Origin of the sequence: Paenibacillus sp. AN1007 (assembly GCF_040702995.1) — a bacterium.
GTDB lineage: Bacteria > Bacillota > Bacilli > Paenibacillales > Paenibacillaceae > Paenibacillus.
This window is the reverse complement of record NZ_CP159992.1, coordinates 3,275,500-3,300,581: the sequence shown is the minus strand read 5'-3', so window position 1 is coordinate 3,300,581 and position 25,082 is coordinate 3,275,500. Positions and strand designations below refer to the sequence as shown.

25 protein-coding genes are annotated in these 25,082 nt (G+C 47.3%); 22 read left to right on the top strand and 3 right to left on the bottom strand.

Annotated elements, in window-relative coordinates:
- The first annotated feature begins 70 nt into the window (after positions 1 to 70).
- From ABXS70_RS14555 to ABXS70_RS14530, 6 genes are all read left to right on the top strand, one after another.
- Positions 71 to 2,125: a hypothetical protein gene (locus ABXS70_RS14555; protein WP_342555562.1), complete on the top strand. Its 2,055-nt coding sequence runs from the start codon at positions 71 to 73 to the stop codon at positions 2,123 to 2,125.
- 34 nt (positions 2,126 to 2,159) lie between these two features.
- Positions 2,160 to 2,912, top strand: a complete 753-nt coding sequence (locus ABXS70_RS14550; protein ID WP_342555563.1) for a vWA domain-containing protein — start codon at positions 2,160 to 2,162, stop codon at positions 2,910 to 2,912.
- Between the two features lie 10 nt (positions 2,913 to 2,922).
- The gene (locus ABXS70_RS14545; RefSeq protein WP_342555564.1) at positions 2,923 to 3,765 is read left to right on the top strand and encodes a hypothetical protein; all 843 of its coding nucleotides are present in this window, start codon (positions 2,923 to 2,925) and stop codon (positions 3,763 to 3,765) included.
- A gap of 187 nt (positions 3,766 to 3,952) precedes the next feature.
- Positions 3,953 to 4,759 carry an SDR family NAD(P)-dependent oxidoreductase gene (locus ABXS70_RS14540; RefSeq protein WP_342555565.1) on the top strand — a complete coding sequence of 269 codons (807 nt, stop codon included), beginning with the start codon at positions 3,953 to 3,955 and terminating at the stop codon, positions 4,757 to 4,759.
- Positions 4,760 to 4,985: 226 nt separating this feature from the next.
- Entirely contained in the window at positions 4,986 to 7,508 is a 2,523-nt protein-coding gene (hrpB, locus tag ABXS70_RS14535) for an ATP-dependent helicase HrpB (protein ID WP_366296481.1), read from the top strand.
- 287 nt (positions 7,509 to 7,795) lie between these two features.
- On the top strand, positions 7,796 to 8,398 hold the full coding sequence (locus tag ABXS70_RS14530) for a general stress protein (RefSeq protein WP_342555566.1): 603 nt from the start codon (positions 7,796 to 7,798) through the stop codon (positions 8,396 to 8,398).
- 327 nt (positions 8,399 to 8,725) lie between these two features.
- Here the strand turns inward: ABXS70_RS14530 and ABXS70_RS14525 are convergent, their stop codons facing one another.
- On the bottom strand, positions 8,726 to 9,103 hold the full coding sequence (locus ABXS70_RS14525; RefSeq protein ID WP_366296479.1) for a DUF202 domain-containing protein: 378 nt from the start codon (positions 9,101 to 9,103) through the stop codon (positions 8,726 to 8,728).
- 85 nt (positions 9,104 to 9,188) lie between these two features.
- On the opposite strand from ABXS70_RS14525, the gene ABXS70_RS14520 reads away from it, so the two are divergent.
- The 5 genes from ABXS70_RS14520 to ABXS70_RS14500 all read left to right on the top strand — a co-directional run bounded on the left by ABXS70_RS14520 (position 9,189) and on the right by ABXS70_RS14500 (position 14,394).
- On the top strand, positions 9,189 to 10,361 hold the full coding sequence (locus ABXS70_RS14520) for an acyltransferase (protein WP_366296477.1): 1,173 nt from the start codon (positions 9,189 to 9,191) through the stop codon (positions 10,359 to 10,361).
- 228 nt (positions 10,362 to 10,589) lie between these two features.
- Positions 10,590 to 10,964, top strand: a complete 375-nt coding sequence (locus ABXS70_RS14515) for a helix-turn-helix transcriptional regulator (RefSeq protein WP_090921036.1) — start codon at positions 10,590 to 10,592, stop codon at positions 10,962 to 10,964.
- Between the two features lie 2 nt (positions 10,965 to 10,966).
- Entirely contained in the window at positions 10,967 to 11,986 is a 1,020-nt protein-coding gene (locus ABXS70_RS14510) for a Gfo/Idh/MocA family oxidoreductase (protein ID WP_342555569.1), read from the top strand.
- A 339-nt stretch (positions 11,987 to 12,325) separates the two neighbouring features.
- Positions 12,326 to 13,582, top strand: a complete 1,257-nt coding sequence (locus ABXS70_RS14505; protein WP_366296474.1) for an MFS transporter — start codon at positions 12,326 to 12,328, stop codon at positions 13,580 to 13,582.
- Between the two features lie 89 nt (positions 13,583 to 13,671).
- Positions 13,672 to 14,394 carry a helix-turn-helix domain-containing protein gene (locus ABXS70_RS14500; RefSeq protein ID WP_342555571.1) on the top strand — a complete coding sequence of 241 codons (723 nt, stop codon included), beginning with the start codon at positions 13,672 to 13,674 and terminating at the stop codon, positions 14,392 to 14,394.
- A gap of 267 nt (positions 14,395 to 14,661) precedes the next feature.
- Here ABXS70_RS14500 and ABXS70_RS14495 read toward each other — a convergent pair whose 3' ends face one another.
- Positions 14,662 to 15,228 (bottom strand): TraR/DksA C4-type zinc finger protein, encoded by a 567-nt coding sequence (locus ABXS70_RS14495; RefSeq protein ID WP_342555572.1) that lies wholly within the window; start codon positions 15,226 to 15,228, stop codon positions 14,662 to 14,664.
- A gap of 201 nt (positions 15,229 to 15,429) precedes the next feature.
- On the opposite strand from ABXS70_RS14495, the gene ABXS70_RS14490 reads away from it, so the two are divergent.
- The 9 genes from ABXS70_RS14490 (at position 15,430) to ABXS70_RS14450 (ending at position 23,247) form a co-directional block, all read left to right on the top strand.
- Positions 15,430 to 15,807 (top strand): DivIVA domain-containing protein, encoded by a 378-nt coding sequence (locus tag ABXS70_RS14490; RefSeq protein ID WP_342555573.1) that lies wholly within the window; start codon positions 15,430 to 15,432, stop codon positions 15,805 to 15,807.
- A 42-nt stretch (positions 15,808 to 15,849) separates the two neighbouring features.
- Positions 15,850 to 16,299 carry an Rrf2 family transcriptional regulator gene (locus ABXS70_RS14485; RefSeq protein WP_342555574.1) on the top strand — a complete coding sequence of 150 codons (450 nt, stop codon included), beginning with the start codon at positions 15,850 to 15,852 and terminating at the stop codon, positions 16,297 to 16,299.
- A 17-nt stretch (positions 16,300 to 16,316) separates the two neighbouring features.
- Positions 16,317 to 16,814, top strand: coding sequence for a metallophosphoesterase (locus ABXS70_RS14480; RefSeq protein ID WP_366296471.1), 498 nt, complete (start codon positions 16,317 to 16,319; stop codon positions 16,812 to 16,814).
- A gap of 282 nt (positions 16,815 to 17,096) precedes the next feature.
- Positions 17,097 to 18,017 (top strand): sugar phosphate isomerase/epimerase family protein, encoded by a 921-nt coding sequence (locus tag ABXS70_RS14475; protein ID WP_366296469.1) that lies wholly within the window; start codon positions 17,097 to 17,099, stop codon positions 18,015 to 18,017.
- Positions 18,014 to 19,186, top strand: coding sequence for a Gfo/Idh/MocA family oxidoreductase (locus ABXS70_RS14470; RefSeq protein WP_366296467.1), 1,173 nt, complete (start codon positions 18,014 to 18,016; stop codon positions 19,184 to 19,186). Before ABXS70_RS14475 ends, ABXS70_RS14470 begins: the two co-directional genes overlap by 4 nt.
- Positions 19,187 to 19,462: 276 nt before the next feature.
- Positions 19,463 to 20,560 (top strand): Gfo/Idh/MocA family oxidoreductase, encoded by a 1,098-nt coding sequence (locus ABXS70_RS14465; protein WP_342555578.1) that lies wholly within the window; start codon positions 19,463 to 19,465, stop codon positions 20,558 to 20,560.
- Between the two features lie 376 nt (positions 20,561 to 20,936).
- Entirely contained in the window at positions 20,937 to 21,275 is a 339-nt protein-coding gene (locus ABXS70_RS14460; protein ID WP_366296465.1) for a hypothetical protein, read from the top strand.
- A 222-nt stretch (positions 21,276 to 21,497) separates the two neighbouring features.
- Positions 21,498 to 21,932, top strand: coding sequence for a DUF1643 domain-containing protein (locus ABXS70_RS14455; RefSeq protein ID WP_366296463.1), 435 nt, complete (start codon positions 21,498 to 21,500; stop codon positions 21,930 to 21,932).
- Between the two features lie 193 nt (positions 21,933 to 22,125).
- Entirely contained in the window at positions 22,126 to 23,247 is a 1,122-nt protein-coding gene (locus ABXS70_RS14450) for a DUF4062 domain-containing protein (RefSeq protein ID WP_366296461.1), read from the top strand.
- Positions 23,248 to 23,509: 262 nt separating this feature from the next.
- On the opposite strand, the gene ABXS70_RS14445 is transcribed toward ABXS70_RS14450, so the two are convergent.
- Positions 23,510 to 23,797 carry a hypothetical protein gene (locus ABXS70_RS14445; protein WP_366296459.1) on the bottom strand — a complete coding sequence of 96 codons (288 nt, stop codon included), beginning with the start codon at positions 23,795 to 23,797 and terminating at the stop codon, positions 23,510 to 23,512.
- A 171-nt stretch (positions 23,798 to 23,968) separates the two neighbouring features.
- Between ABXS70_RS14445 and ABXS70_RS14440 the strand changes: the two genes are divergently transcribed.
- Complete coding sequence (locus tag ABXS70_RS14440) at positions 23,969 to 24,172, top strand: helix-turn-helix transcriptional regulator (protein WP_211085345.1); 204 nt, start codon at positions 23,969 to 23,971, stop codon at positions 24,170 to 24,172.
- Between the two features lie 205 nt (positions 24,173 to 24,377).
- The gene (locus ABXS70_RS14435; protein ID WP_366296457.1) at positions 24,378 to 25,049 is read left to right on the top strand and encodes a hypothetical protein; all 672 of its coding nucleotides are present in this window, start codon (positions 24,378 to 24,380) and stop codon (positions 25,047 to 25,049) included.
- The last annotated feature ends 33 nt before the right edge of the window (positions 25,050 to 25,082 follow it).

Sequence of the window (25,082 nt, the reverse complement as noted above, 5' to 3'; positions counted from 1 at the left end):
GTAAAAACCGGGTGTATTAACACCCGGTTTTTGCTGCAACTATGACACAAAGACAGAGAGAGGGATGAGCATGTCTTTTCAACCGAATCCCGGGGATGAAGTGGTGATTAATGATACGGCCTATACAATTGGTCAGCATCCGGCTGCGCCCGGTCTTGCTTATGCCCAAGCCGGAAGGCAGGGGATTGTGTATCAATTAATACCCCGCGACGGCTCCGTTCATGGGGCAAAAGCACTAAAGGTATTCTTTCCAAAATTCCGTATCCCGGCGATGGTGTATCAATCTGAGCATATGGAGCCATATAGTGAACTTCCAGGTCTTCAGGTATGCAAGCGTGAAGTGCTCACTCCGGAAAGAAACGGAGCGCTAATTGGAGAACATCCTGATCTGTTATATGCGGTACTGATGCCATGGGTACAGGGTCTAACCTGGTTCGATGTAATCAGTGATCAAAAGCAGCTGACAGCGGAGGAAAGTCTGAAGCTGGCCAGAGCACTTGCCGGTACAGGTTCTGCAATGGAGCAGCGTGGACTGGCACATTGTGATATGTCCGCGCCCAATGTAATGATTCCGTTTTTTTCCGAAGTGCAGAACTCGGCCCAGACTTCAGCGGTTGAGCTGGTAGATGTGGAGCAGATGTACGGCTCGAAAATGGATCGGCCGGATGCACTCCTTGCCGGTTCGCCTGGATATGCTGCCCATCGAACGGTGCACAGCGGCCTGTGGAGTTCTTATGCAGATCGTTTTGCCGGGGCTGTTATTATCGCAGAGATGTTATGCTGGTCGGACCCCGTCATTGTAGAAAAAGCCTGGGGTGAAAGCTATTTTGATCAGCATGAGATGCAGACCGCGAGCGAGCGTTATTTTGCCATGCGGAGTTCTCTGGAAAAACGATGGGGTTCCAAATTATCGGATCTGTTCATCCGTGCTTGGGAAAGTCATGATCTGAGCAGCTGTCCAACCTTTGGCGAATGGTACATTGCCCTGGCCGCTGCAGATACTGGACTGGCTGAAGCCTATCTGGCTGCCCAGGCTGAACCGGAAGAGGATGCGTCAGCTTCGTCAGAATCCGAGCCGGGTGCAGTGACAGAAAGTGCCGCTGCACATGCAGACATAAAGGGAAATACGGACACAGGCAGCACATCGGGTACAAAGCAGGCCCCGGATCAGGAAGCCGTTGTGAACCGTTTGTTTTTACAGGCAAGAGCGCTTGAGGATGAAGACAAACCTGCTGCTGCACTGGAGGTCTACCGTTCTCTGTATCACTTCATTCCTAATAACAGTGCGATGCAGATGGAAGTAGAGGCGGCAATCAAGGAACTCGATGCCAAAATGAATGCCAAAACAGAAAGTACAGAGCCGGTGCCCGTTCCATTTTACCGTTCCAAAAAGTTTATGATTTCCTCGGCTGTACTTATTGTGCTGCTTGCCGGCGGCGTGCCTACAGTCAAGATTTTGGCTGATCAGGCGGAGGTTAAACAGCAGGAAGAAGCTCGCCTGGCTCAGGCTAAAGCTGCTGAGGATGCGGCAGCAGCCAAACTCAAGCAGGAAGAAGCTGAAAAGCAAAAAGCGGCAGAAGCGGCAAAGCTTAAGGCGGAGGAGAAGAAAAAACTCGCTGAAGCCAAGAAAAAGGAAGCGGAAGCAAAGAAAAAGGAAGAAGAGCGAAAAGCACTGCAGGCCAAGTATGAGAAGCAGGCAAAATATGAAGCTTTTCTGGCAAAACAGGAACAGCAGAAAAAAGAAGCAGCTCGAAAAGCGCTGCAGGCAAAATATGACCAGCAGGCAAAATATGAAGCTTACGTAGCCTGGAAGAAAGAAAATGACGCCAAGATTGCAAGAGAAAAAGCTGCGGCGGAAGCCAAACGTAAACAGGAGCTGGCGCAGAAGGAAGCTCTCAAGAAAAAGCGTGCGCAGAATGTAGTAACATTGATCGCACATTATAACAAGGCGTACAACGCACAAAAAGGAAGAAAAACGGATAATGCTCTTTCGTATGCCCGAGACTTCAAAAGTCTCTACAATACCGATGCCTCGTACTTCAAAGGCGTAGGGAAAGTGGCAGCACGTATGAGTGCAATTAACAAATTTTTGGGCAATTCAAAGTATTCTCTGCCCGATCTGTAACTTAATAATGAATAATAGAGGTGACACACTCTAGATGAACTACACAATTCAAGCATCACAGCGGACACCTGCACTTATTATTTATTTAATTGATATCAGCGCTTCCATGAATATGGTTTTGGACAATCGCCGCCGAATTGACATCGTTTATGATGCTTTATCGTTGGCGATTCGCCAGATGGTGTTTCGTTCAACGAAAGGAAATCGGCTGACGCCGCGTTACCGTATTGCCATTCTGGCATACAGTGACGATGTATATGACGTATTAAACGGAATTAAAGGAATCGATGAAATCGCTGCTGTAGGCTCGCTTCCTGATCTGACACCAAGACGTTTTTCAGATTCGGCAAAAGCGTTTTTGCAGGCCGAAAAAATTTTGCAGGCGGAAATTCCGAATATGCAGGACTGTCCTGCTCCGCTTGTATGTCATATGACCGATGGAGTAGCAACCGGAGAGGACCCGGAGCCTATAGCTAAGCGTATTATGGGCATGAGTGTGCCTGACGGCAACGTTTTGGTTGAAAATATATTTATTAGTGATCATCTGCTGGAAGGGCCGATAACAGAACCTAGACGATGGAAGGGCATCTCTCCAGAAACCAACCTGCAGGATGAGCATGGAGAGAAGCTGCGTAATATGTCATCTGTGCTGCCTGAGAGCTATCGGGAGATGTTGGTGGAGGCGGATTATTTGCTTGCACCTGGTGCGCTCATGATGCTGCCTGGCACCTGTGCAGAACTGGTATCCATCGGATTCCAGATGTCTGCCGCGACACCTGTTAGATAGGAGGGGAATCATGCGAGCGATGCGTATGGCGACATTGTCTGCCAGTGATCGGGGAGGTCATGCGAAACAGCGGCATGACAATTTTCGCTATGTAAGCGTGCAGACTGGAGAACAGCCGCTGACTCGATATCAGGGGAAATTGAAATGCAGGTACGGCTATGGGCGTGCAGCGGAATCAGTGACTCAAGGCGATGCAGGACAAGACTTCGTTGCCATTCGCATGCAGGGCAACGTATGTCATTTTGTATTGTGCGATGGAGTCGGTATGAGTTATCTGGGTGACTTTGCTGCGCGCTTTCTCGGCAGTTCCTTGCTGGAATGGCTTGAAACGACCTCAACCTTAACAGCTGAAGGTGTTGAACAATTTCTTCATGAGTTAACGGGGACTGCATCCGAACAGCTGGATAAGTTTCAGCCCTTGGATAATGCTCCCCTTTTGCTCCGCGAAGTGCTGATGGAGAAGCGAAATCGGGGCAGTCAAGCCATGTATGTATGCGGCCGCGTTGAGCTTACTTCCGGAGGACGTAAGAGCCGGATGTGGCTGGCTTGGCAGGGGGATTCCCGGATCCGGTTTTGGCGCAGCGGTCAGGAGCAGTCGGAGCGCTTTCAGCAAAATTGCAGAACCAATGAACGCTGGTCTACACGTGAAGGTCCTGTAGGCGGCAAACCGCATGTTTTTGAAATGAAAGGTTCGGCCAGTGATTCTTTTCGCCTTCAATTGTATACGGATGGACTGAATGATCTGGATGCCATAGGTACGTATATACCAGATGAGCACATACAAGTGCTGCTGGATGCCGCTCATACAGGGGGGCTTGAGGATGATGCCGCTTTCATTGAGCTGGAATGGTAAAATCGGACCATTGGAGAAAAATGTCCATTCCGTTGGGCCTTCGTCCAGAATGGTCCAGAAAATGAAAAAAGTTGCGGGTGTTGATTTAAAAGCCGCTCGTTTTGGGTAATCTTGTGAAGAATTGATTGAACTTCAAGTTGGATCGAATCTTCCTACATAATTTCCAAATCGAAGGAGTGAATGGGCGATGACACAACACAGCAGCAAACCACAGTTTCAAGGCAAGGTGGCCATCATTACAGGAGCAGGTTCCGGAATCGGTAAAGCGACTGCCCTCAAGCTGGCGAACGAAGGAGCGCATGTTGCGCTGTTTGATCTGGTAAATGATCGAATTTCACAAACGGAAGCGGAGATTAATGCGAAACATGAAGGGGCTGCCCGAGCATTCGATGTAGATATATCCGATCCTGCAAGGGTAGAGAAGGCTGTACTGGAAACGGTGGAATTGTTCGGTGGACTGGATATCGTGTTTGCCAATGCGGGCATTAACGGAGTGTCTGCGCCGATTGAGGAAATCCAGGTGCAGGACTGGCAGCAGATTATAACAACGAACCTTGACGGTACGTTTTTTACAGTGAAGTATGCACTGCCGCATCTGAAAAAGCGCGGTGGAGGCAGTATCATCATTACCAGCTCCATTAATGGTAATCAGCGCTTCTCCAGTTTCGGTATGTCGGCATATAGTACATCGAAAGCCGGACAGGTTGCTTTTGCCAAGATGGCCGCTCTGGAGCTGGCGAAGTTCAAGATTAGAGTCAACGTGATCTGTCCGGGTGCGATTGCAACCAATATTGATCAAAGCACGATCAAGACCGACGATCTTCAGGACATTATCATTCCGATGGAATTCCCGGAAGGTCAGCAGCCGCTTGCGGACGGACCTGGACAACCGGAACATGTTGCCGACCTCGTCAGCTTCCTCGCTTCTGGAGCATCGCGACACATTACCGGTGCAGAAATCGTTATTGATGGTGCAGAGTCTCTATTGAGCTGATCTGAAATGAAAGACAGCAGCAGACCGTATAAGACAGAACTCGATAAAGGTTTGACGCGTGCATGAAGATGAACCGCGCTCAATTAAAAAACTATGGATGCCGTATAGTCGTTCCTTCGGGACGGCTTTTTTTGTTATAATGCTAACGTTCGAATACAGAATCTAGGGGTTTCATGGATATCTGCTGGAGAAAGAATGCGGAAGTCTTTGTTATAGGAGCGATGATATGTACAATGATTTACCGATAAAAGCGATGATTCCGGAAATACGGCAGTTGTTTCGCGATCAGGATGCAGGTATCCTGATTGCTGAGCCGGGAGCCGGTAAGACAACGGTTGTACCGCTGGCGATGCTGGAGGAGCCGTGGCTTGATGGGAAAAAGATTATTATGCTGGAGCCGCGCAGACTTGCAGCCCGTTCCGCAGCATCGAGAATGGCTGCATCATTGGGAGAAAAAGCAGGAGAGACGATCGGATACCGGGTCCGGATGGATACCCGGGTAAGTCCGGCTACACGCATTGAAGTGGTCACCGAGGGTGTGCTGACCCGGATGCTGCAGCAGGACCAGGGACTTGAAGATACAGCCATGATTATCTTTGATGAATTCCATGAACGTCATCTGCATGGTGATCTGGGGCTGGCACTGGCATTGGAATCCAGGGAGATGCTGCGTCCGGATTTGAAGCTTCTTGTCATGTCAGCTACGCTGGACGCGGCTCCGGTCTCTGCGCTGCTCGGTGAAAATACACGCGTCGTGAACTGTGCCGGGCGCACATTTCCGGTGGAGACCCGATATGTACCTAAACCTGCCGCGGCCGAACTGGAGAGCTGGACTGCCCGTACGATCATTCGTGCTTTGGATGAGGAACAGGGAGATATTCTGGTGTTTCTTCCCGGGGCGCGAGAGATTCACCGCACTGAACGAGAGCTGATACAGTCCATACTTCCTGAAAAGGTGAATATACATACGCTGTACGGAAGCATGCCCGCAGAGAAGCAGGATGAAGCGATTCGTCCAGCTGCCGATGGCTGGCGCAAGGTCGTGCTGTCCACTTCCATTGCGGAGTCGAGTCTGACCCTTCCGGGTGTGAAAGTTGTAGTGGATGCCGGGCTGAGCCGGGCGTCGTCTTTCTCGCCAAGGACGGGCATGAGCCGGCTGGTTACGCTGCCGGTATCTAAGGCGTCCGCTGATCAGCGGCGAGGACGTGCAGGGCGGCTGGCCCCGGGTGTGTGTTACCGGCTGTGGAGCGAGGAAGCTCACGGGGCGCTGCCTGAAACAGCGCGTCCGGAGATCATCTCCGCGGACCTCGCGCCGCTGGCGCTGGAGCTTGCCGCCTGGGGTGTCCAGTCCCCTGCCGAGCTGCGCTGGCTGGACATCCCGCCTGATGCGGCTTACGCTCAGGCACAGGCGCTGCTGCGCCAGCTGGGCGGCCTGGATGACGCAGGCCGCATTACGCCCTTTGGGCGGCGGATGAACACGCTTGGCGTTCATCCGCGGCTGGCCAGCATGCTGCTCCGCGCGGCGGAGCTTGGGCTGGCCAGCTTCGCCAGCACGCTGGCGGCACTGCTGCAGGAGCCTGCAGGCCTCCGCGGCAGCAGTGCAGGTGCTGGCGGCGCGGGCACGGATCTCCGCCCGCGCGTAGATGCGCTGCTGGCTGCAGGCAGCAGCGCCAGGCCGCCAGCGGCAGGCGCAGACGGCGCTGCCGTGCGGCGCATGCTGCAGGAGAGCCGCCAGCTGCGCTCGGCGCTCGGCAGCCCGGCGCCCGATCCGGTGCAGCCGGATGAGGACAGCTGCGGCATGCTGCTGGCCTTTGCTTATCCGGATCGGATCGGGCAGCGCCGGGAGGATGGCCGCTATCTGCTGAGCAGCGGCCGGGGTGTTCGGCTCGCGGCGGCAGAGTCGCTGAGCCGTTCCGCTTATCTGGTCGCAGCCGAGGCAGACGACCAGGGCGCTGACGCGCGAATCCTGCTGGCTGCGCCGCTGCGGGAGGAAACGCTGCTGCGTGCCGCGCAGCATCTGCTGCACGAAGAGGTGCAGGTCGCCTGGGACCGCACGACCAAAAGTGTGCGGGCACACAAGCGGCAGCGAATCGGAGCGCTGGTGCTTAAGGAAAGTACGATTGCGCAGCCGCCGGAAGATCAGGTGCGGGAAGCCCTTCTATCAGGAATACGAATGGAAGGGCTGGATAGCCTGCCTTGGACCAAATCTTCCCGGCAGCTTGCGGACCGCATGCGTTTTCTGCATCTGCACCTGCCTGAATGGCCTGATCTGATTGAGGATCATCTCACAGATGAACTGGCTGAACGGCTTGAACCCTATCTGACGGGCATGCGTTCGGCAGCAGACTTGAAAAAGCTGTCGATGCAGGATGTGCTCTTGGGCGGAATCAGCTGGACGCAGCGCCAGCAGCTGGACGAGGAGGCACCCACTCATATTCAGGTTCCAAGTGGTTCCCGCATTCCGGTGGATTACAGTCATCCAGAGACCCCCGTCCTGGCTGTTCGTTTACAGGAAATGTTTGGACAGCAGGAGACTCCGCGCATTGGCGGTGGGCGCGTTCCGGTCACGCTGCATCTATTATCGCCGGCGCACCGGCCTGTTCAGGTCACGCGGGATTTGGCCAATTTCTGGCGAGAGACATATTTCGAGGTGAAAAAAGATCTGAAAGGACGTTATCCGAAGCATTACTGGCCGGATAACCCCCTTGAAGCTGCAGCAACCAATCGGGCAAAACCGCGGAATAGCTGAACAAGCAGTCGCGTCCTATACACTTCGGGTGTTCTGCTTCATGATAAGGGAGGTGCTTTCGTATTCTCCATTTGGAAGAATAGGAACAGCTCATCTTCCCGTATCAGAATGCTCTGTCTTGTCCATTTTGTTTATTCCGTTTCCAGCCTCGGGCTGCTCGTTCTTTTGACCCAAATTAGCATTACTGCATATGATTATCGGCTGATTATCGCCCCCCGACCGTTTGAAAGAAGCGTTCACGGGTAATAACATAGCGAACCACTCAAAACCATGAGGAGGTATTCACTATGAAGAAAAAAATCGTTGGTGTGTTTAATACAGAGCGTGAGGCATCACAGGCTATTGAGAGTTTGAAAGCGGAAGGATTCTCATCAGATGAAATATCCGTCGTTACTCAGGATCGGGATGAACTGAAAGCCATTCGTGAAGAGACGGGTACGAAAGCACCGGAAGGTGTAGCAGCAGGAGCCGCCACTGGCGGTGTACTTGGCGGGGTAGCGGGATTACTTGCGGGGATCGGTGCGCTGGCAATTCCGGGAATCGGTCCGATTCTGGCTGCAGGACCTATTGCCGCAGCGTTTACAGGAGCGGCCGTAGGTGCAGGAGCCGGCGGACTGGTAGGCGGACTTGTTGGACTGGGTATTCCTGAAGAGGATGCCAGACAGTATGAGGAATATGTGCAGAACGGCAAAATTCTGCTGCTCGTGGATTCGACCGATCGGGACAGCGCCGTATATGATGTGTTTAACCTGAACAGTCAGGCTTATTCCAGTCGGGAAGCAGTACACGGTGAAGATGTGAATGCTGCACGTCCGGATCTGGATATGGAAGAACGCAGAATGGAAGCCCAGACCAAAGCCGCCCGGTTCGGTAACAATACTTTCTTGTAAATGTGATCCATATACCCTCGAACCAAAAACAGAACGATCCGATCCGATATATCGAAGTGCTTTTCAAACATGCAGATCGCAAAATCAGCACATGGAGGAAAGTAAGACAGGATTGGTTAGGTCTTGGTTCAGGGTTGAATGATAGGTGTTAAGTGATAGGGTGTTGGAGTACTTGTTATGTAATTGATTGCTTGTAATGCATCATATTCGATAGGATGGACTTTAACCGGTCTCCGCAGAGGAGGCCGGTTTTTGCCCATAACATAAAGTCTAACCATTTTAATAGCGGATTGCCGGATGATCCTGAAGGCTTCGTTTGTTCCCCTGTCAGGCAGGGAATAACAATACATACAACAGCACGGCAAGTGCAAGCCCAATGACGAGCAGCATCAGACTGATAAACGTAATAAGTCCGGTGGTCGCCTGAAAGGTCTGCTCATTAATCTGTGTGCGTTTTCGGTGATAAGCCGCGGCTGAAAACAGAATGATAGAGATACCGCCGAGCAGAGAGGTTATTCCGGTAATGATTGCAGCAAGGTGAGCAATACGATCATATGCGGAGGAATTAAAACCGAATCCGGCAGCTAGAAAACCGATTCCTGCCATGGCAATACCTGTACGCACCCATGCGAGAAACGTGCGTTCGTTCGCCAGATGCTGCTGGACATATTTGGATTCGGGGATACGGGATGCTTTGTCGGACATGAGTATAGTGCACCTCCAATCGAAGTTTGTAAAAGGGTTTGTTTTCATAGTGCAGAGATGAATAAAGAAAGGAAGGCTGGTCCATTTGCCTCGCAAAGAACGAATTATCGAAATTGAAACCCTTAGGGGAATCGCGTTTGCAGCCGTAGTGCTGCAGCATTCCATCGCTCATTATTCATTGGTCCCGCAGGCTGGACTTCAGGATGGTGTAGTGCTGGCCATATTGCTGATGCTTGCCAAGTTTGCCGTACCGCTGTTTATATTTATAACCGGGATGGTCCTGTTCTACAACACAGGAGAATCATTTCATTACGGATCGTTTATGCGTAAAAGAGTGATGGACGTAATCGTACCCTATGTGGTGTGGTCACTCCTCTATTTTATGCTTACCCCGCAGAACTGGACGGGTTTCGGCTGGCAGCAGATTCCTGACCTGGGATTGAAGCTGATTACGGGGAAAATGGCTTCGCATTTCTGGTATATCATTATGCTGATTCAGTTCTACTTGTTTTTCCCGTTGTTTCTGCGCGTCGTTCGTTACGTCTTTCATCGTTACCAAGCGAAGGGACAGATGATTGCACTGCTGCTTTCAGGCGGGTTATTCCTTATTCTGGCCAATCAGCTTAGAAGCATTGCTGCCTGGATGGAACGGCTTCAAATCCCGGTGCTGACGGATGCCTTTACAACCTATGCAGACCGCAATTTTATCTATTTCTTTTTTTATTTTGTACTTGGTGCAGCAGCAGGACTGTCCGTCCAGCGCTGGAAGGAATGGGTTGTTCGTTTGCGCTGGATATACTGGCTGGTGTTTATGACACTGGGTCTGCGGTTTATTTATCTATTAATGCTGGAATTTCAGAAACCGGAAGGCATTCAGATCCGTTTTTATACGGTCAGCCTGATTCGGCCCGATATGATCCTCTTCCTGGTTGCTTCCATCATGGTGATGTATCAGTTAGCCAGCAAGCTCCAGCATTCTTCGGCACTTTACTGGCTGGGTTGGATTGGCGGGATGTCGTATGGAGGCTATCTGATGCATATGCTGGTGCTCCGTTACAGTTACATTCCAGATGAATGGTTTTACGCGGCATGGGGCTGGAATCCGGTCGTGCGTATGATTGTCACCTGGATCACTGCACTTCTGGTGTCGTGTGTACTGACCTGGCTGATCTCTCGTCTAAAATGGGGGAAATGGATTGTAGGCGCAGTGCCCAAGCACACTCAAGCCAGTAAAGTCATTAAGCCAGCATCCAACTAGTAGAGTCACTAATGCTGCTGCACTTTAAGAGTGAATATATCATCATATGAAAAATTCACAATAGTTTAAAATATTAATTTTCTTCCTTCATTCTGCTTCCAACCATCGCTAATCCTGCTTGCCCTCCTGCGAGCATGTTATAAAGGAGGGATCAGGAGCAAGATGGCAGAACCCGAACATAAGTTTTATAATGAGAAGTAGACAGGTTCTGACTGGAGGGGAACGAGCATGGCTTTTATGATTGCACAGCGGGCATTTATCAAGGTTTATCTTATAACGATGGTTGAGCAGCACAGAGGCTATGGCTACGAGATGCTGGAGGCGATGAAGCAGGAATTCAAAGATTACGGTTACGTGCCGCCGCAAAGCGAAGTATACCGGGCTTTACACGAGCTGGTTCAGCAGGGTATTTTTTATCGAACGAAAAAATTAAAGGGCAATGATCCGAAGGTGGACTTTCAGGAGATTGTTCTCTATCACTTCACGGATGACGGTGCGGCCAAAGCCGAATTATACAAGAAGCAGGTGAAAGCCGATCTGGATCGCTGTCTTGGCATTTTACACAAGGCGGAAGCGGATAATTACGGGACGAAAGGAAGATGAGCATGAACAGACCTCTGCAGTGGGGTGTACTGGGAACGTCGACGATTGCCAAAAATGCGATTATTCCTGCGATTCAGCAGTCCGAACGTGGTGAAGTGCTGGCGATTGCCAGCCGCTCAAAGGAGAAGGCGGAAGCACTGGCTGAGGAGATGAATATTGCCAGATCATATGGCAGTTACGAGGAACTTATCGGTGACCCGGATATCCAGGCTGTTTATATTCCTTTACCAAACCATCTGCACAGGGAATGGACGATTAAAGCAGCCGAAGCGGGAAAGCATGTGTTATGTGAAAAGCCCGCTGCATTAAATGCCAAGGAATCCGCCGAGATGATCGAGGTTTGTGAGCGTCATCGTGTACTGTTTGCCGAAGCGATTATGTATCGATATCATCCGAAGCACAGACGTGTGCAGGAAATTATCGAGAGCGGCGAGATAGGTACGGTCAGAGCGATCCATGGCAACTTTACGTGTAATACCGCAGATGACAGAGAAAATGTGAGGTTTAAAAAAGATATGGGCGGTGGTTCCATTTTTGACCTCGGTGTATATCCGATCTCTGCTGCCAGGATGTATCTGGGGCAGGAGCCGGAGGCCGTTACCGTACATGCCCTATTCTCGGAGGAACATGATGGCGTCGATATGATGGCATCGGGGTTAATCGAGTTTCCCAATTCGGTAGCCCTTACCTTCGACTGCGGCATGTGGGCTTCCGGAAGGGCCGAGATGGAGATTCTCGGAACCGAAGGGCGAATTGAGCTGCCCAAAGTGTTCGGTTGGGAGAACAGTGACATACCGCCGCAGATCATCATTCATACGGATTCTGTCAGCCGGGAAGAACGGGTATCTGTTTCCAATTCGTATGTTCTTCAGGTAGAAACATTTGCAGCGGCTGCTCTTGAGGGAGAAACCCTACCCTTCAGTCCCGACAATACCATCTTGAACATGCGCGTTATTGATGCTTGTCTCGAATCTGCCCGCACCCGGCAGCGCGTGCTGGTAGACCGCAGTCCGATTGAATAACGGCTAAAACGGCAGTGGTGCAGCATGGAACCGAAGTTATCCAATTATTACTTATAAAGACTCCATCGATGTTGATGAGAGTCTTTTTTGGTATGTTCAGGTCAGCAAAGCAGCCTCTGGAGGGCCTATCCAGATTATTTCATGAAGGCACAGGGGAGACAAGGCCCGAACAGGACATTTTTCTGAAAAGTCGATCATTGAGCACTACCTCAATATGATAGAACCCATTACAGGATCTCAACGATAAAAATATTTTCACGTATGTATTGATTTTTCCAAGATCCACGTTAAAATAATATTAACATTAAAAATATTTTAACGTTAAGGAGTCGAGAAATCATGAGTGAAGGTGCTGTGGCAGGGAAACAAGGGCTTGTTGAGTTAGTTCGAATCAGGCCTTATATGCAGTTTATGTTAAGCAAGATGGTATCCCGATTCGGGGATTCGATGGATTCAATTGCGTACAGCTGGATGGTATACATCCTGACGGGTTCGAAGGTTTTAATGGGCACACTGCTGGCCGTTAATTTTCTGCCGAATATTGTTTTTGGCCTGTTTGCCGGTACATTGGTTGATCGGTTATCCCCGAAAAAAGTGATTGTAATGACCAACACCGGACGCGGCGTTATCGTGGGGATCACTGCCCTTTTATTCGCCCTTGATCAGCTGGAAGTTTGGCATTTGTTCGTATTCACGATCTTGAACTCCCTGCAGGAATGCTTCACATCACCTGCAGAGGTATCCAGTGTTCCCAGGCTGCTGCCTCAGTCCATGCTGCTCTCCGGTAACGCAATGACCTCTTCAGCGACTCGATTGGCCGAACTGGCGGGGTTGGCTGCGGCAGGTGCTTTAATTGCAACCGTGGGTATCGCGTGGACCATCTGGATTGACGCCGCGTTGTTTGCACTGAGCGCAATCTTTATGAGCCGGGTGGACTATCCAGAATGGATGTCACCGCAAGCAGTGTCATCTGGCGCTAGGAGTCTGATCTCCGAGATGGCGGAAGCTTTTCATTTTCTGCGTAAACATACTTTGTTACTGGTTTCTTCTGTACTCTTTGCCTGGGTTAACTTCTGCCTGATGCCATTTAACGTGCTGCGTACACCTTACGTGATGGAAACATTGCAAGCAGGAGCTTGGGGTTTAAGTCTGCTTAGTGGGCTTTTAGTGGGAGGAATCGTGCTTGGGGGTCTGTGGATGTCACAACAAGGGACACGTTATCGTAAAAGCGTGCTGATCATCACCGGCATTGTCATGCTTGGCTGCAGCTATGCAATGACCGCACTTCCGGCTTATATGACGTCATTCCAAGTCCCGGCCGCTGGTTTGTTCTGTCTGCTTATTGGGATTGGCATACCGCTTGCGACTACTCCGCTGGTATCATACCTGATGGAGGTTACCCCTTCGCATATGCTGGGGAGAGTATCTGCGCTGCAGAGTATGCTGGTATTAAGTGTTTCGCCGCTTGGCAGCTTCCTATCGGGGATGTTTGCAGACTGGTTATCGATGCCGATCCTGTTTATTGTTTTTGGTGTACTGCTTGGATTGTCAGCGGTTTTACTGCTTGCCAGCAGAAGTTTTCGTCAGGAGATGTGAGTGTATGCAGTTTTGACCGCAGTCCTGTCTGAACGGTATAATATAAGGAACGAAGGGCAGGCAGGTCTCCCGGAAATGAGGAACCCAGTATGCAGCAGCATAAAGTGCTTTCAACGATTGAAGAGATTAAAATTTATTCTGATCCGTACCGGATACAGATTATGAATATGTTTCACCGTCAGGGCAGACCCTCTACCGTTAAAGAAATTGCGGATCTCATGGGGGAGGTGCCGGCGAAGGTGCATTACCATGTGAAAAAGCTGGAGAAAATCGGCCTTCTAAGCATAGTATCCACACGTGAGATCAACGGCATTATTGCCAAATATTACGAACCCTTCGCAGGTGAAATTCACCTGCGTCACAAGGATGAAGAGAATGGGAATTCACCGCTGAAGCAGGTGTTTCGTTCAGAGACATTAAAACTGCTGAATGAAATGTTTGAGCAGAGCCGTCAGCGCTTTATGAATCATGCAGAGCAGGATGATGAGGAAAAGCGTTTTATCTCCGATTTGAGGCTGTACGCCACAGCAGAGGAGGTAGAAGAGCTGTATCAGCGTATTGTGGAGCTCTGCAAACCTTATCTAACGAAAGACGGACAGAAGTCCGATCAGCAGGTGTTTCAGCTGTTCACGGCACTGTCCAAAGAGGTACAGGCTGAATCGCGAGCTGCAGCCGGGACAATAAAAAACAAAAAGGTCGAGCAGAAGAATCCATCTGCTTCCGAGATCCGCGAAACACCGAAAACACCGAAAATATCAAGTACAGCCAAGACATCGGATACAGTCAAGACCTCTAAACGTTCTGTGAAATAAAATAGAGTATGAAGCTGCTGGACGGACGAATGTACAGTAAGAGATATCATTTCATTTTCCAGTAATAAAAGTACAATAAGGCAGCATCCTGTGACATGAGAAAAAGCCGCCAATGGCGGCTTTTGTTGTTAGATCACGAATGGACTATGTCCATCAGGCCGAATGCCCAAGTTTACCCGACTGTTGAATGAGCAGGCAGTTCGGAGCGCCTGAACTGCTTGGCAGCTGGAGCAGCCGAATAACTTACACAGTCAGTCATCTGCTGCTCTACATATTTTCGTCGTAATCTTGTACATCACGTTTGGCCGCCATGGCAGGCGAGTTGGACGTACCATATTCTTCGACTGCTTCCCAGGCCTCGGCATCGTCGAACTTGCCAGCATTGCGCTGTCTCACTTCTCCTGCGCCAGTTGGCGGCATCGTCATGACCTCTTCTTCGACAGGGCGGTCACTGCTTACGTCCCGGTTTGGTGTATCGTCGATACAGTAGGCTGTGTAAGGAATAGCCTGCAGTCGTTCAAAAGGAATCTCTTTACCGCATGTGATGCAGGTTCCATATGTACCCTCTTCCATGCGTTCGAGGGCATCATTAACCTGATTGAATTCATCGGTTAATGTATCGTCGATTGCGAGATCACGGCTTCTCTCAAATGTCTCTGTTCCTGCGTCTGCCGGGTGATTATCATAAGAGGAAAGCTCCCCTGTGGAATCTTTTAACGACTCTGCTGGTGCACCGTCTTCCATGCTGGATTCGAAATGACGCTGTAGATCCTCACGCTGTTCCAGCAGCGCCTGCTCTAATTCTTTGCGTTGATCTTCGGTTAATGTACTCATAGGGGCATGCTCCTTTCCCGCTTGAGGGGTTTGTAGTGTTCTCTTACCCGAAAAGGAAGCGAAGCAATCATTTTGCACGGGAACGGGCTGTTTCGTTTTATATCTGATGAATTATGTGTTATAAAAAATAGAGAGAGAATTGCCGTGTGTTCTCTTCGAATGAAAAGAACCGCTGCTCGGCTATAATGGAGGGTTGTCAAGATGGATGAACATATGAAACGAAGATTGGACAAACAGAGACAATTGTTCAAACAACTGGGTGTACAGCTGGATGCTCTATCAATTCATGAGAAACAGTTCAATTATAAACTTCGTGGTTATGACCCGGACGAGGTAGACGCGTACCTTGATCTGGTAATTAAGGATTACGAGCGATTTTATGCCAATATTGCAGATTTAATGGACAAATGGCAGGAACAGCAGCTGACCATTCGCGATCTGAAGAATTCGGTCAAACCTGTCGATGATCCGACCAAGATTGATCGCAAACAACTGGATGACATCGTGAAGCAGCTGGAATATACCGTACGGCAGCTCAAAGCCAGAGCACGTCCTGAAAAGGATCTGTTTACAGAATAACGATGGTACATTCGGGATTATATTAAATAAAGGTGGTTAACCATGAGTACTCATTTTTCGGTCAGTGTGCATTGTTTGTTGTTATTGTCTCTCAGCGCGCCTGAACGAATCACGTCTGCTGAAATTGCAGGCAGCGTAAATACCAATCCTGTCGTAGTCAGACGTATACTGGGAGGACTAAAAAAGGCGGGGCTGGTCAATTCTTCACCAGGCACAAGAGGGTTTTATCTGGCGAAACCATCCAGTGAAATCACACTGGATATGGTCTATCAGGCAGCCAAAGATGAAGGCCCTTTGTTTCCGATTCATGGCAACTGCAATCCCAATTGTGAGGTTGGCATCCAGATGGACGGACTGCTGACCAATCTATATCAGATTGCGGAGTCCAAAGTGGAGCAGTTTTTTGCATCAATTACACTTGAAGATATGGAACGTTCCTGCTCGCAGCAGATGGAGGCAGCACAGTTAGAGGCGGAGCAAAAGCCAAATTAAGGGAAGGCGGTTGTCACATGAAAATCATAGTCATCTCCGACACGCATTTACCAAAGAAAGCACGCACTTTGCCAGCACCTCTGGTTGAAGCATTATCAGGTGCAGATCTCATTCTTCATGCGGGTGACTGGTCGGACTGGAGCGTGTACGAGCTGCTCAGCCAGTATGCTCCGGTCGAGGGCGTTGCAGGCAACACGGATCCATCCGAAATTGGTGAGAAGCTGGGTTTTTCACGTATCGTTGAGGCGGAAGGGATGCGGCTGGGACTTGTGCATGGTCACCGCGGAACCAAGGGCACAGAGCAGAATGCCATTCAGACATTTGCAGATGAGCAGCTGGATGCGGTGGTCTACGGACATTCGCATATTCCGGTGATGCATACGGTAGATAACCTGCTTGTATTTAATCCAGGTTCACCCACGGACCGCCGGTTTCAGAAACGATATTCCTTTGGAATTATGACTGTGTCGGAAGGGAAACTGCAGGCAGAGCATGTGTTTTTTGACCGGGACTAGAATGATTTTTATGAACAAGCAGTTTGAACACCGCCTGAATACTACTTGTATATCGCTGGTATGAAAAGCATCTCTGATCAGAATGGATATCTGATTTGGAGATGCTTTTTTGTGTGGAGCTTCTCATTTTGCCTGGAAACGTTATCTCTGGATGGGGAATATGCACGGAATGTTATCTGTCATTCATCTGTTTGCGTTATGCTCTATGGATGTGAGCGGGAGAGTGATACAATGCGTTTACGACATGAATTGAATGCGTTTACATATAGGGGGTTATTGAACATGAAACTGTCTATATTCACGGTCGCTGTTCCGGATCTGAGTGCTGCCGAACTGGCCTCTGCTGCAGCTGCGGCGGGTATTGCCGGAATCGAATGGAGATTTCGCGGCATACCGGAGGATGCGTTGTCTGAACAGCCTTCATACTGGAGAAATAATCGCTGCTCCATTGATCCGGGCAGGTGGCAGGAACAAGTTCCTGTTTTTCGGGAAGCAGCGGCTGCTCAAGGCAGACAGTCTATTGCCCTTGTGCCGTATCTGAATTGTGGGGACATGGCTGCATCCGAGCAAGCCTTCCAGGCTGCAGCCCAACTTGGCGCTTCCATGATGCGAGTGGGAGTTCCGGGTTATGACCGGAGTACGGCTTATCCAGAGTTATATGAGAAGGCCCTTCGTTATTTAAACGAAATTCAGGATATGGCAAAACAGTATAACATCAAGGCCATCATTGAAACGCATCATCAAACGATTGCACCAACGGCTTCACTTGCGTACCGCCTCGTACAATCTCTAGACCCCGAGCACGTTGGGGTGCTCTACGATCCGGGCAATATGGTGCATGAAGGGTATGAGAACCATCGCATGGGACTTGAGCTGCTTGGACCCTATCTCGCCCATGTGCATGTGAAAAATGCCGGATGGTTCAAGGAGAAAACGGGAGAGGCACTTGAGCGGAAGGGAGAATTTTCAACTATTCATCCTGGACAATCTTTGAGTACATCATGGACTTGTAACTGGGCTCCGCTGACGGAAGGCATGGTGGATTGGGTGCAGATGGTACGTGATCTGAGAGCAGTTGGATATGACGGTTATTACGGCATCGAAGATTTTAGCGGCGTTTTGGAATCCACGACAATGCTGCAGCATTTTGCAGATGTATTTAATGAAATCGAGCGTCGTGTAAATGAGGAGGAGCAGGCATGAGTATCGTTCGAGTAGCGGTTATCGGTATAGGAAATATGGGCGCGGCGCATGCCAGGACATTGGCAGCCGGAGAAGTGCCGGGTGCTGAACTGGTGGCCGTGTGTGATGTAAGAGAAGAGATGGGGAGCTGGGTAACGAGTAATCTTCCGCCTACCGTAACGTATTGGCAGGATGCGGAGCAGATGATGAGTTCGGGAACGATTGATGCTGTCATTGTGGCTACACCGCACTATGATCATCCCGAACAAGCAATCCAGGCATTTCGTCATGGCTTGCATGTGATGATCGAGAAACCGGCAGGTGTATATACAAAGCAGGTACGGGAAATGAACGAAGCAGCCGAGGCAAGCGGCAAAGTATTCTCCATCATGTACAATCAGCGGACCAATCCGCTGTACATCAAGCTGCGGGATCTGATTGCATCAGGCGAGCTTGGTGAAGTAAGACGTACCAACTGGATCATTACCAACTGGTATCGTTCCCAGAGCTATTATGATTCCGGCGGTTGGCGTGCAACATGGGCAGGCGAAGGCGGCGGTGTATTGATTAACCAAGACCCGCACCAGCTGGACTTATGGCAGTGGACGATTGGCATGATGCCTGTGCGTATGCGTGCCTTCTGCTCCTTCGGTAAATACCGGAACATTGAAGTGGAAGATGACGTGACCGCCTATGTGGAATATGAAAATGGAGCGACGGGTGTGTTTGTAACCACTACAGGTGAAGCACCAGGAACAAACCGCTTTGAGGTCAGCGGCGACCGCGGTAAAATCGTCATCGAAGACGGACAGCTCATCTTCTGGAGGCTGCGCGAATCCGAGCCGGAGTTCAATCGGCGTTTTACGGGAGGCTTTGGACAGCCCGAATGCTGGAAATGCGATGTGCCGATTACCGGCATAGAAACAGGCCACCCGGGTTTAATCCGCAACTGGGTGGACGCAATTCGCACGGGTGCACCGCTGATCGCTCCCGGTCAGGATGGCATTCATGGCTTAACATTATCCAACGCGATGCTGCTGTCCACCTGGACAGATAATTGGGTGAATCTGCCGATCGATGAAGAACTGTTTTATGAACATCTGCAGGAGCGCATTGCGAATTCAACGACGAAGAAAGACAAAGCGTATACGGGCGGTCAGCCTGCCGATCTGAGCCAGACATTTAAATGATATGTATATAAGGTTGGACTAGGGATTTACACGGAACACTCCGATGACAGAATAATTTTTCATTCGCTGTGATCCCAGATTTTTGAATTCCCATTATGAAGGGGGAAATCCGGTGAGAGCGTATGCTTCCGATGCAGCTTCTGTAAGAAAGCTTTTAGACGAACGTTTGCTTTTCCAGATTGGTTCTGTCCTCTCCGTTTCCGTGTAAATGGGTTCTTGGATAATCAAAAGGCTTGATCGAAATACATTAAATACAATAAAAAAGGATGGGATGACATGGCTAAAGACGGAATGTTCTACGCACCCAAAAGTGTGACTAAAGAGGTCGTGTGTGAACCGGGAGAGTTCACGATCGCGGCTGTAGCTTTGGATCACGGACATATCTACGGTATGGTTGGCGGTTTGCTGGATGCTGGAGCCTCGCTTAAATGGGTATATGACCCGGACCCGGCCAAAGTGGAAGCATTCCGCAAGCAGTTCCCGCAGGCACAGATCGCCGTATCGGAAGCAGAAGTGCTCGCCGATGACGAAGTACTGCTTGTAGCAAGTGCAGCCATTACGTCAGAACGTGCACCGCTTGGCATGAGAGTCATGGCAGCGGGTAAGGATTATTTTACGGACAAAGCGCCGTTCACCACGATGGAGCAATTAGATCTGGCACGTGAAGAAGTGAAACGCACAGGTAAAAAGTATATGGTGTACTACAGCGAGCGCCTGCATGTAGAAAGTGCAATTTATGCGGGGCAGCTTATTGAACAAGGAGCAATCGGCAAAGTTGTACAGGTGATGGGCACCGGGCCGCATCGCTTGAACGCCGGGGGGCGTCCGGACTGGTTCTTCAAACATGAGCAGTATGGCGGCATTCTCTGTGATATTGGCAGTCACCAGATTGAGCAGTTCCTGACTTTTGCGTCCTGCAGTGATGCGCAGGTAGCCTTCAGCCGGGTCAACAACTTCAATCATCCACAGTTCCCTGAGCTGGAGGACTTCGGCGAAGCGTCTCTGATCGGTGATAACGGCGCTTCCGGTTACTTCCGTGTAGACTGGTTCACGCCGGACGGCCTTGGCACATGGGGAGATGGACGCACGGTAATCCTCGGTACAGATGGATACATCGAGCTGCGCAAGTACATCGACATCGCAAGAGAGCCGCAGGGCGATCAGGTGTACCTGGTCAATCATGAGGGAGAGTACCGCTACAATGTAAAAGGCAAAGTCGGTTATCCGTTCTTCGGTCAGCTCATCCGCGACTGTCTGGATCGTACCGAGACCGCAATGACGCAGGAGCATGCATTCAAAGCGGCAGAGCTCTGCCTGATCGCACAGCATAAAGCGATGAGCGAGCGTGTGGTGTGGAGTGTAGGCGGGAAGTAAGGATTTAGTTACAGGAAGCAAGATTCTAGGTGTGACGAGTACAGTTTCAAATAAGCCAAAGCAGTCTCATTGTAACTGTAGGTACACTTGTTAGTACGTTACTAACAAACGACGCAGTTGTGGGACTGCTTTTTGTCGACTAGTGACTTCGCAGATGGAACAAGTTGGGTTATATTAGATGTAGTTGGGATATGAAGTTGAAATGATAGGTATATACGAAGTTCGTAGATATCATGTTAAGCGCAACTTCTGAAGAGCACATTTAAAAATGATTAAAAGTTGAGGAATTACAAGGAATTGATTAAGCATATTTCGAATATGGTTGTTCTGAAGTTATATCTCATTAAAGTAGATTAAAAATATTTGGAGGGAATAGATGGAATCTGAAGACGATCCTAAAGAGAATCATGAAATAAAAATCGCTAAAGATTCAAAGACATTTTTAGAACTAAGAGAAATCGTTAACAAATTTGATCCTGTGAATTTAGTTGAACATGGTGCTCCGGATGATGAACACGATCGTTTGACTACGGAATTATTAATGTTACTGTTTCAAGAGTCGATGGATGAGATGCGGGATCTTTTGATCAATTGTAGTATATGGTATGGATATGATCCCAACGATATGAAAGAAGAGTTCAGAGAACGATTTAATAAAAAGATTGATAGAACACATAATGAAATTTTAAATTGGTACGCCAAGAATAAGAACTAAGAAATTAGATTTAAGTCAGTACATGGTCAATGAAGTTAACTCAGGAAGACAGAAGCAACGCTTAACATAATATTCAAGCTGCATCTCCTTCGGAGCCTTGGTCTGCGGGAAGAATTTCGAAGAAGGATTTCAGCAGACAACCCCTTCGGGGTTCATGAATACAGGAACGTTATACGACAGAACTTTGATAAAACATTTTAATTTAAGAAGAAGGTGAATACAATGAAGCAAGACGCTATATTTGATCCTGAAAGAAAGTATAGATATTTGTTGACTAGAGAATGGGATGTAAATCTCCCCAAATTGTTGTACATAATGTTAAACCCGAGTATTGCAAATAAATTTCAATACGGTTCACTTGAGATTGTTAATCTTTATAGCTTGATATCAACCGATCCAGAAGGATTGAAAAAATCGTTAATAGACCCTATAGGTTCTGAGAACGACAAACATATAAGGGAAGCAGCGTTAAGAGCTGATCGAGTGATCGTAGCGTGGGGAGAAAAACATTTTTTCAATAAACGTGATAAGCAAGTAATAGAATTATTGAGAAGCGAGGAAATCGAACTATTTTGTTTGAAGATGGCTAAGACCGGCCATCCAAGACACCCTTCAAGGCTTAGACATAATATAGAAGAATTGATTAGGTTTGGATGATTATTCAGGTAGCAAGTTCCGTCACATAACATAATATTCACGCCGCGGCATACGCCCTTGGCCCAGCATTCGCCGGACACTCGACATATGTCGAGTCGTGAAATTAGGAACGTTATCGGAAAGATATGCAACATTTATATTACAATTTATAATATATTAGTTGAATATAATAGATTACCTTTGGGGGTTAGGTATGAAGCCTAGGATATTTGTAAGTTCTACATATTACGACTTGAAACATATCAGAAATAGTATTGAAAGATTTATTTTGCAGTATGGGTTTGAGCCCGTTTTATTTGAAAGTGGTAATGTGTATTTTGAATTCAATCAAGAATTGGATATTTCTTGTTACAATGAGGTCAAGCTTTGCCATATGATGATACTAATCATTGGTGGGCGTTATGGTGCCCCTTCCAGTGAAGAGAAGCACCTGGAATTTATCGAGGGTTATGAGAAAAATTATATCTCAATAACTAGAAGAGAGTTTAAAGAAGCTGTAAGTAACAATATTCCAATCTTTATCTTTATTGATAAGAACGTATATTCGGAATATCATACGTTTAAGAAAAATAAGGATGCAATCTTAACGCTCATCAATGAACCGGACTCAAAGTTTAACTTTGCGTATGTTGACAGTACAAATGTTTTTGATTTTATTGATGAAGTTAAGGTGAAAGCTTTAACCACTTTCGAAAAATTCGATGATATTGAAACATATTTAAGAAGCCAAATTGCTTCAATGTTTTTTAACTACCTCATTGATCTTAAATCTCAAAAAGATAAGAAAGAAGTGCTGAACTCCGTTACTGAGCTCCAAAACATTTCTAATAGAATGAATGAAATGGTAAATGAAATAGGTCGTACAGTATTATCTGAAACAGGACAATACGAAGATGCTGTAAAAAAACAGAACGAAAAAACAATTTCAATGTATACCAAGAAAATTGTTCAGTTATTGAAATTTCAGGAAGACTATGTTTTTTCGGCGGAGAAAGAAAGACCTGTTGTCTTTGAAGTAACTCAAGTAATTTATGATGATTTGCTTAATAACTCTAGGCTATTTGACAAGAAGGGCTCTATTCGCGAAGGTGATATTATCGCGGATGATCTGGGTAATGAAGTAATAAAAGAGGTTAATGAAAAGCTAAAAAAATTGAAAAATAATTTGCAAATACTCGTATCGACAAGTCTTCTTGATGTTCTTAAATTGTATAAAAGCAAAATCACCCCGTTATACGATAATAATGGTATTGAAAGCTTATTTAAAGAAACTCTAGAATTAGAACTTGAAGATGTTTTGTGGTTGCCTTTTTGAATTCCTTTTTTAAGGGATTCTTTTTTTCTTTAGTTTTTTCAAAGAAGGCATATCTTTTCGATAACAACACATTCACGCACTGGGCCAGCTAAAGCTGTCCCTCGGTCCACAAGAGGAGTTTCGGGGGAGCGGAATCAGCGGACAATTCCTGCGAACCAAACTGCGCAAGCGCAGCCGGCGACTACGTCGCCTTAAGGTTCTTGGATTCGTGTATGCAACAACTTATAGAATAGTATCAAATGAAAAGAGAGCCGTTTGGCTCTCAATTAGATGTTATATTTAATTCATTATGTAATTGAAGAGCATCCTTAAACCCCTGTAAATAGATTTCTCGTTCTAATATTGTATGAACAGAAAGGTCTGCGTCATCGTAAAGAAATAGAGTTTTATGCATATCCTGAGGTAGAAGCTCATGTAACTGTTTGAAGTAAAGATTTCGATCGGCTGAGAATTGATTATAAATGGTGTTGTTCTTGAGAAGATCGCTATATAAGGCTTCAATTCGATTACGAATCAACGAATCAAGTAAGACTTCTAAAGAATTGTGCATAAATGATCACCGTCCGTTATGTTTTATTTTGCGAACAAAAATTCAACTTATTGAATATTATTTTATCATAATGAAAATTATAGTCAAGACATATCAAAGATATTTTTGATTAAAAAAATATATTTTCATATAATTAAAGAAAAATTCAATTCGGATACAAAGGAGTACCAGATGATAAGTTATAAACCATTTCAAAAATTATTGATTGACAGGGAGATTAAGAAACAAGATTTATTGAGAATGACGGGAATTTCATCTGCAACGATGGCAAAGCTCAACACAAATGAGTATGTATCTTTAGAAGTCATTGATAAATTATGTACGGCATTGGAATGCCAACCTGGAGATCTTTTGGAACATCTAACAGACCAATGAAAGAATAGAATATAAGAGGATGTTGGTTAACTCGAAGATGTGATTCCGTCGTATAACATAATATTCACGCTGCGGCTCCTGTGGAGCCTTGGTCTGCTAGATGGATTTCGGAGAGGCATTTCAGCAGACAACCCCTTTGGGGTTCGTGAATACAAAAACGTTATCCGAAATTGCTTAAAACAAATAATATTACGGGGGAAACGCTTTGGAGATTATAGAAAAATATACTTCTGAGGGGTTTGTAGAAGTATCAGTCATTAGCGAAGAGTATATAAAGTTTTTCAGTGAATTTTTTGGAGATCGAGAACAGGCTATTAAATTATTGCGAACTTGCTACGAAATGGATAATGTTATACCTAGAAGAATAATTAACAATATTTCAAGATTAATTTCATTAGGAGATGAAATGATATCAATAAAGCCTGGACGACATGTCTTAGCCATTTTCTATTGGATTGTTTGTATTGAGGCTACAAGCCATATAGCAAATCATGGTGCAAAAGTAAGAGATAAAATTAAAATAATTCGAAGATTCTTTGCAGAGTGTATAGATGAGGCAGACCAAGCATTTTTATTAGAACACATAGAAAGATCATTGTCAGATGAACGTGCCCAAAATTCATCAGGGCTAAACCTAGATATCATAGCTACAATTTTTTATAATATTCGACACGATTTTGTGCATGAAGGGAATTATTCTAATTTTCATTTCAGTCAAAAAAATGATGAAAGAATTATAAATTCATTGACTATGAAGGAACATGGAAAAGATAAGGAAGAAGAAAGAAGTTATTATGTATTAATTACTTATGAACAAATGAGAAAAATAATAATCAAAGGGTTACTAAATTTTTTGAAGAAGCAAATGCAGACTTGAATGAGTTGACGATGAAGAAGCAACATCGGATAA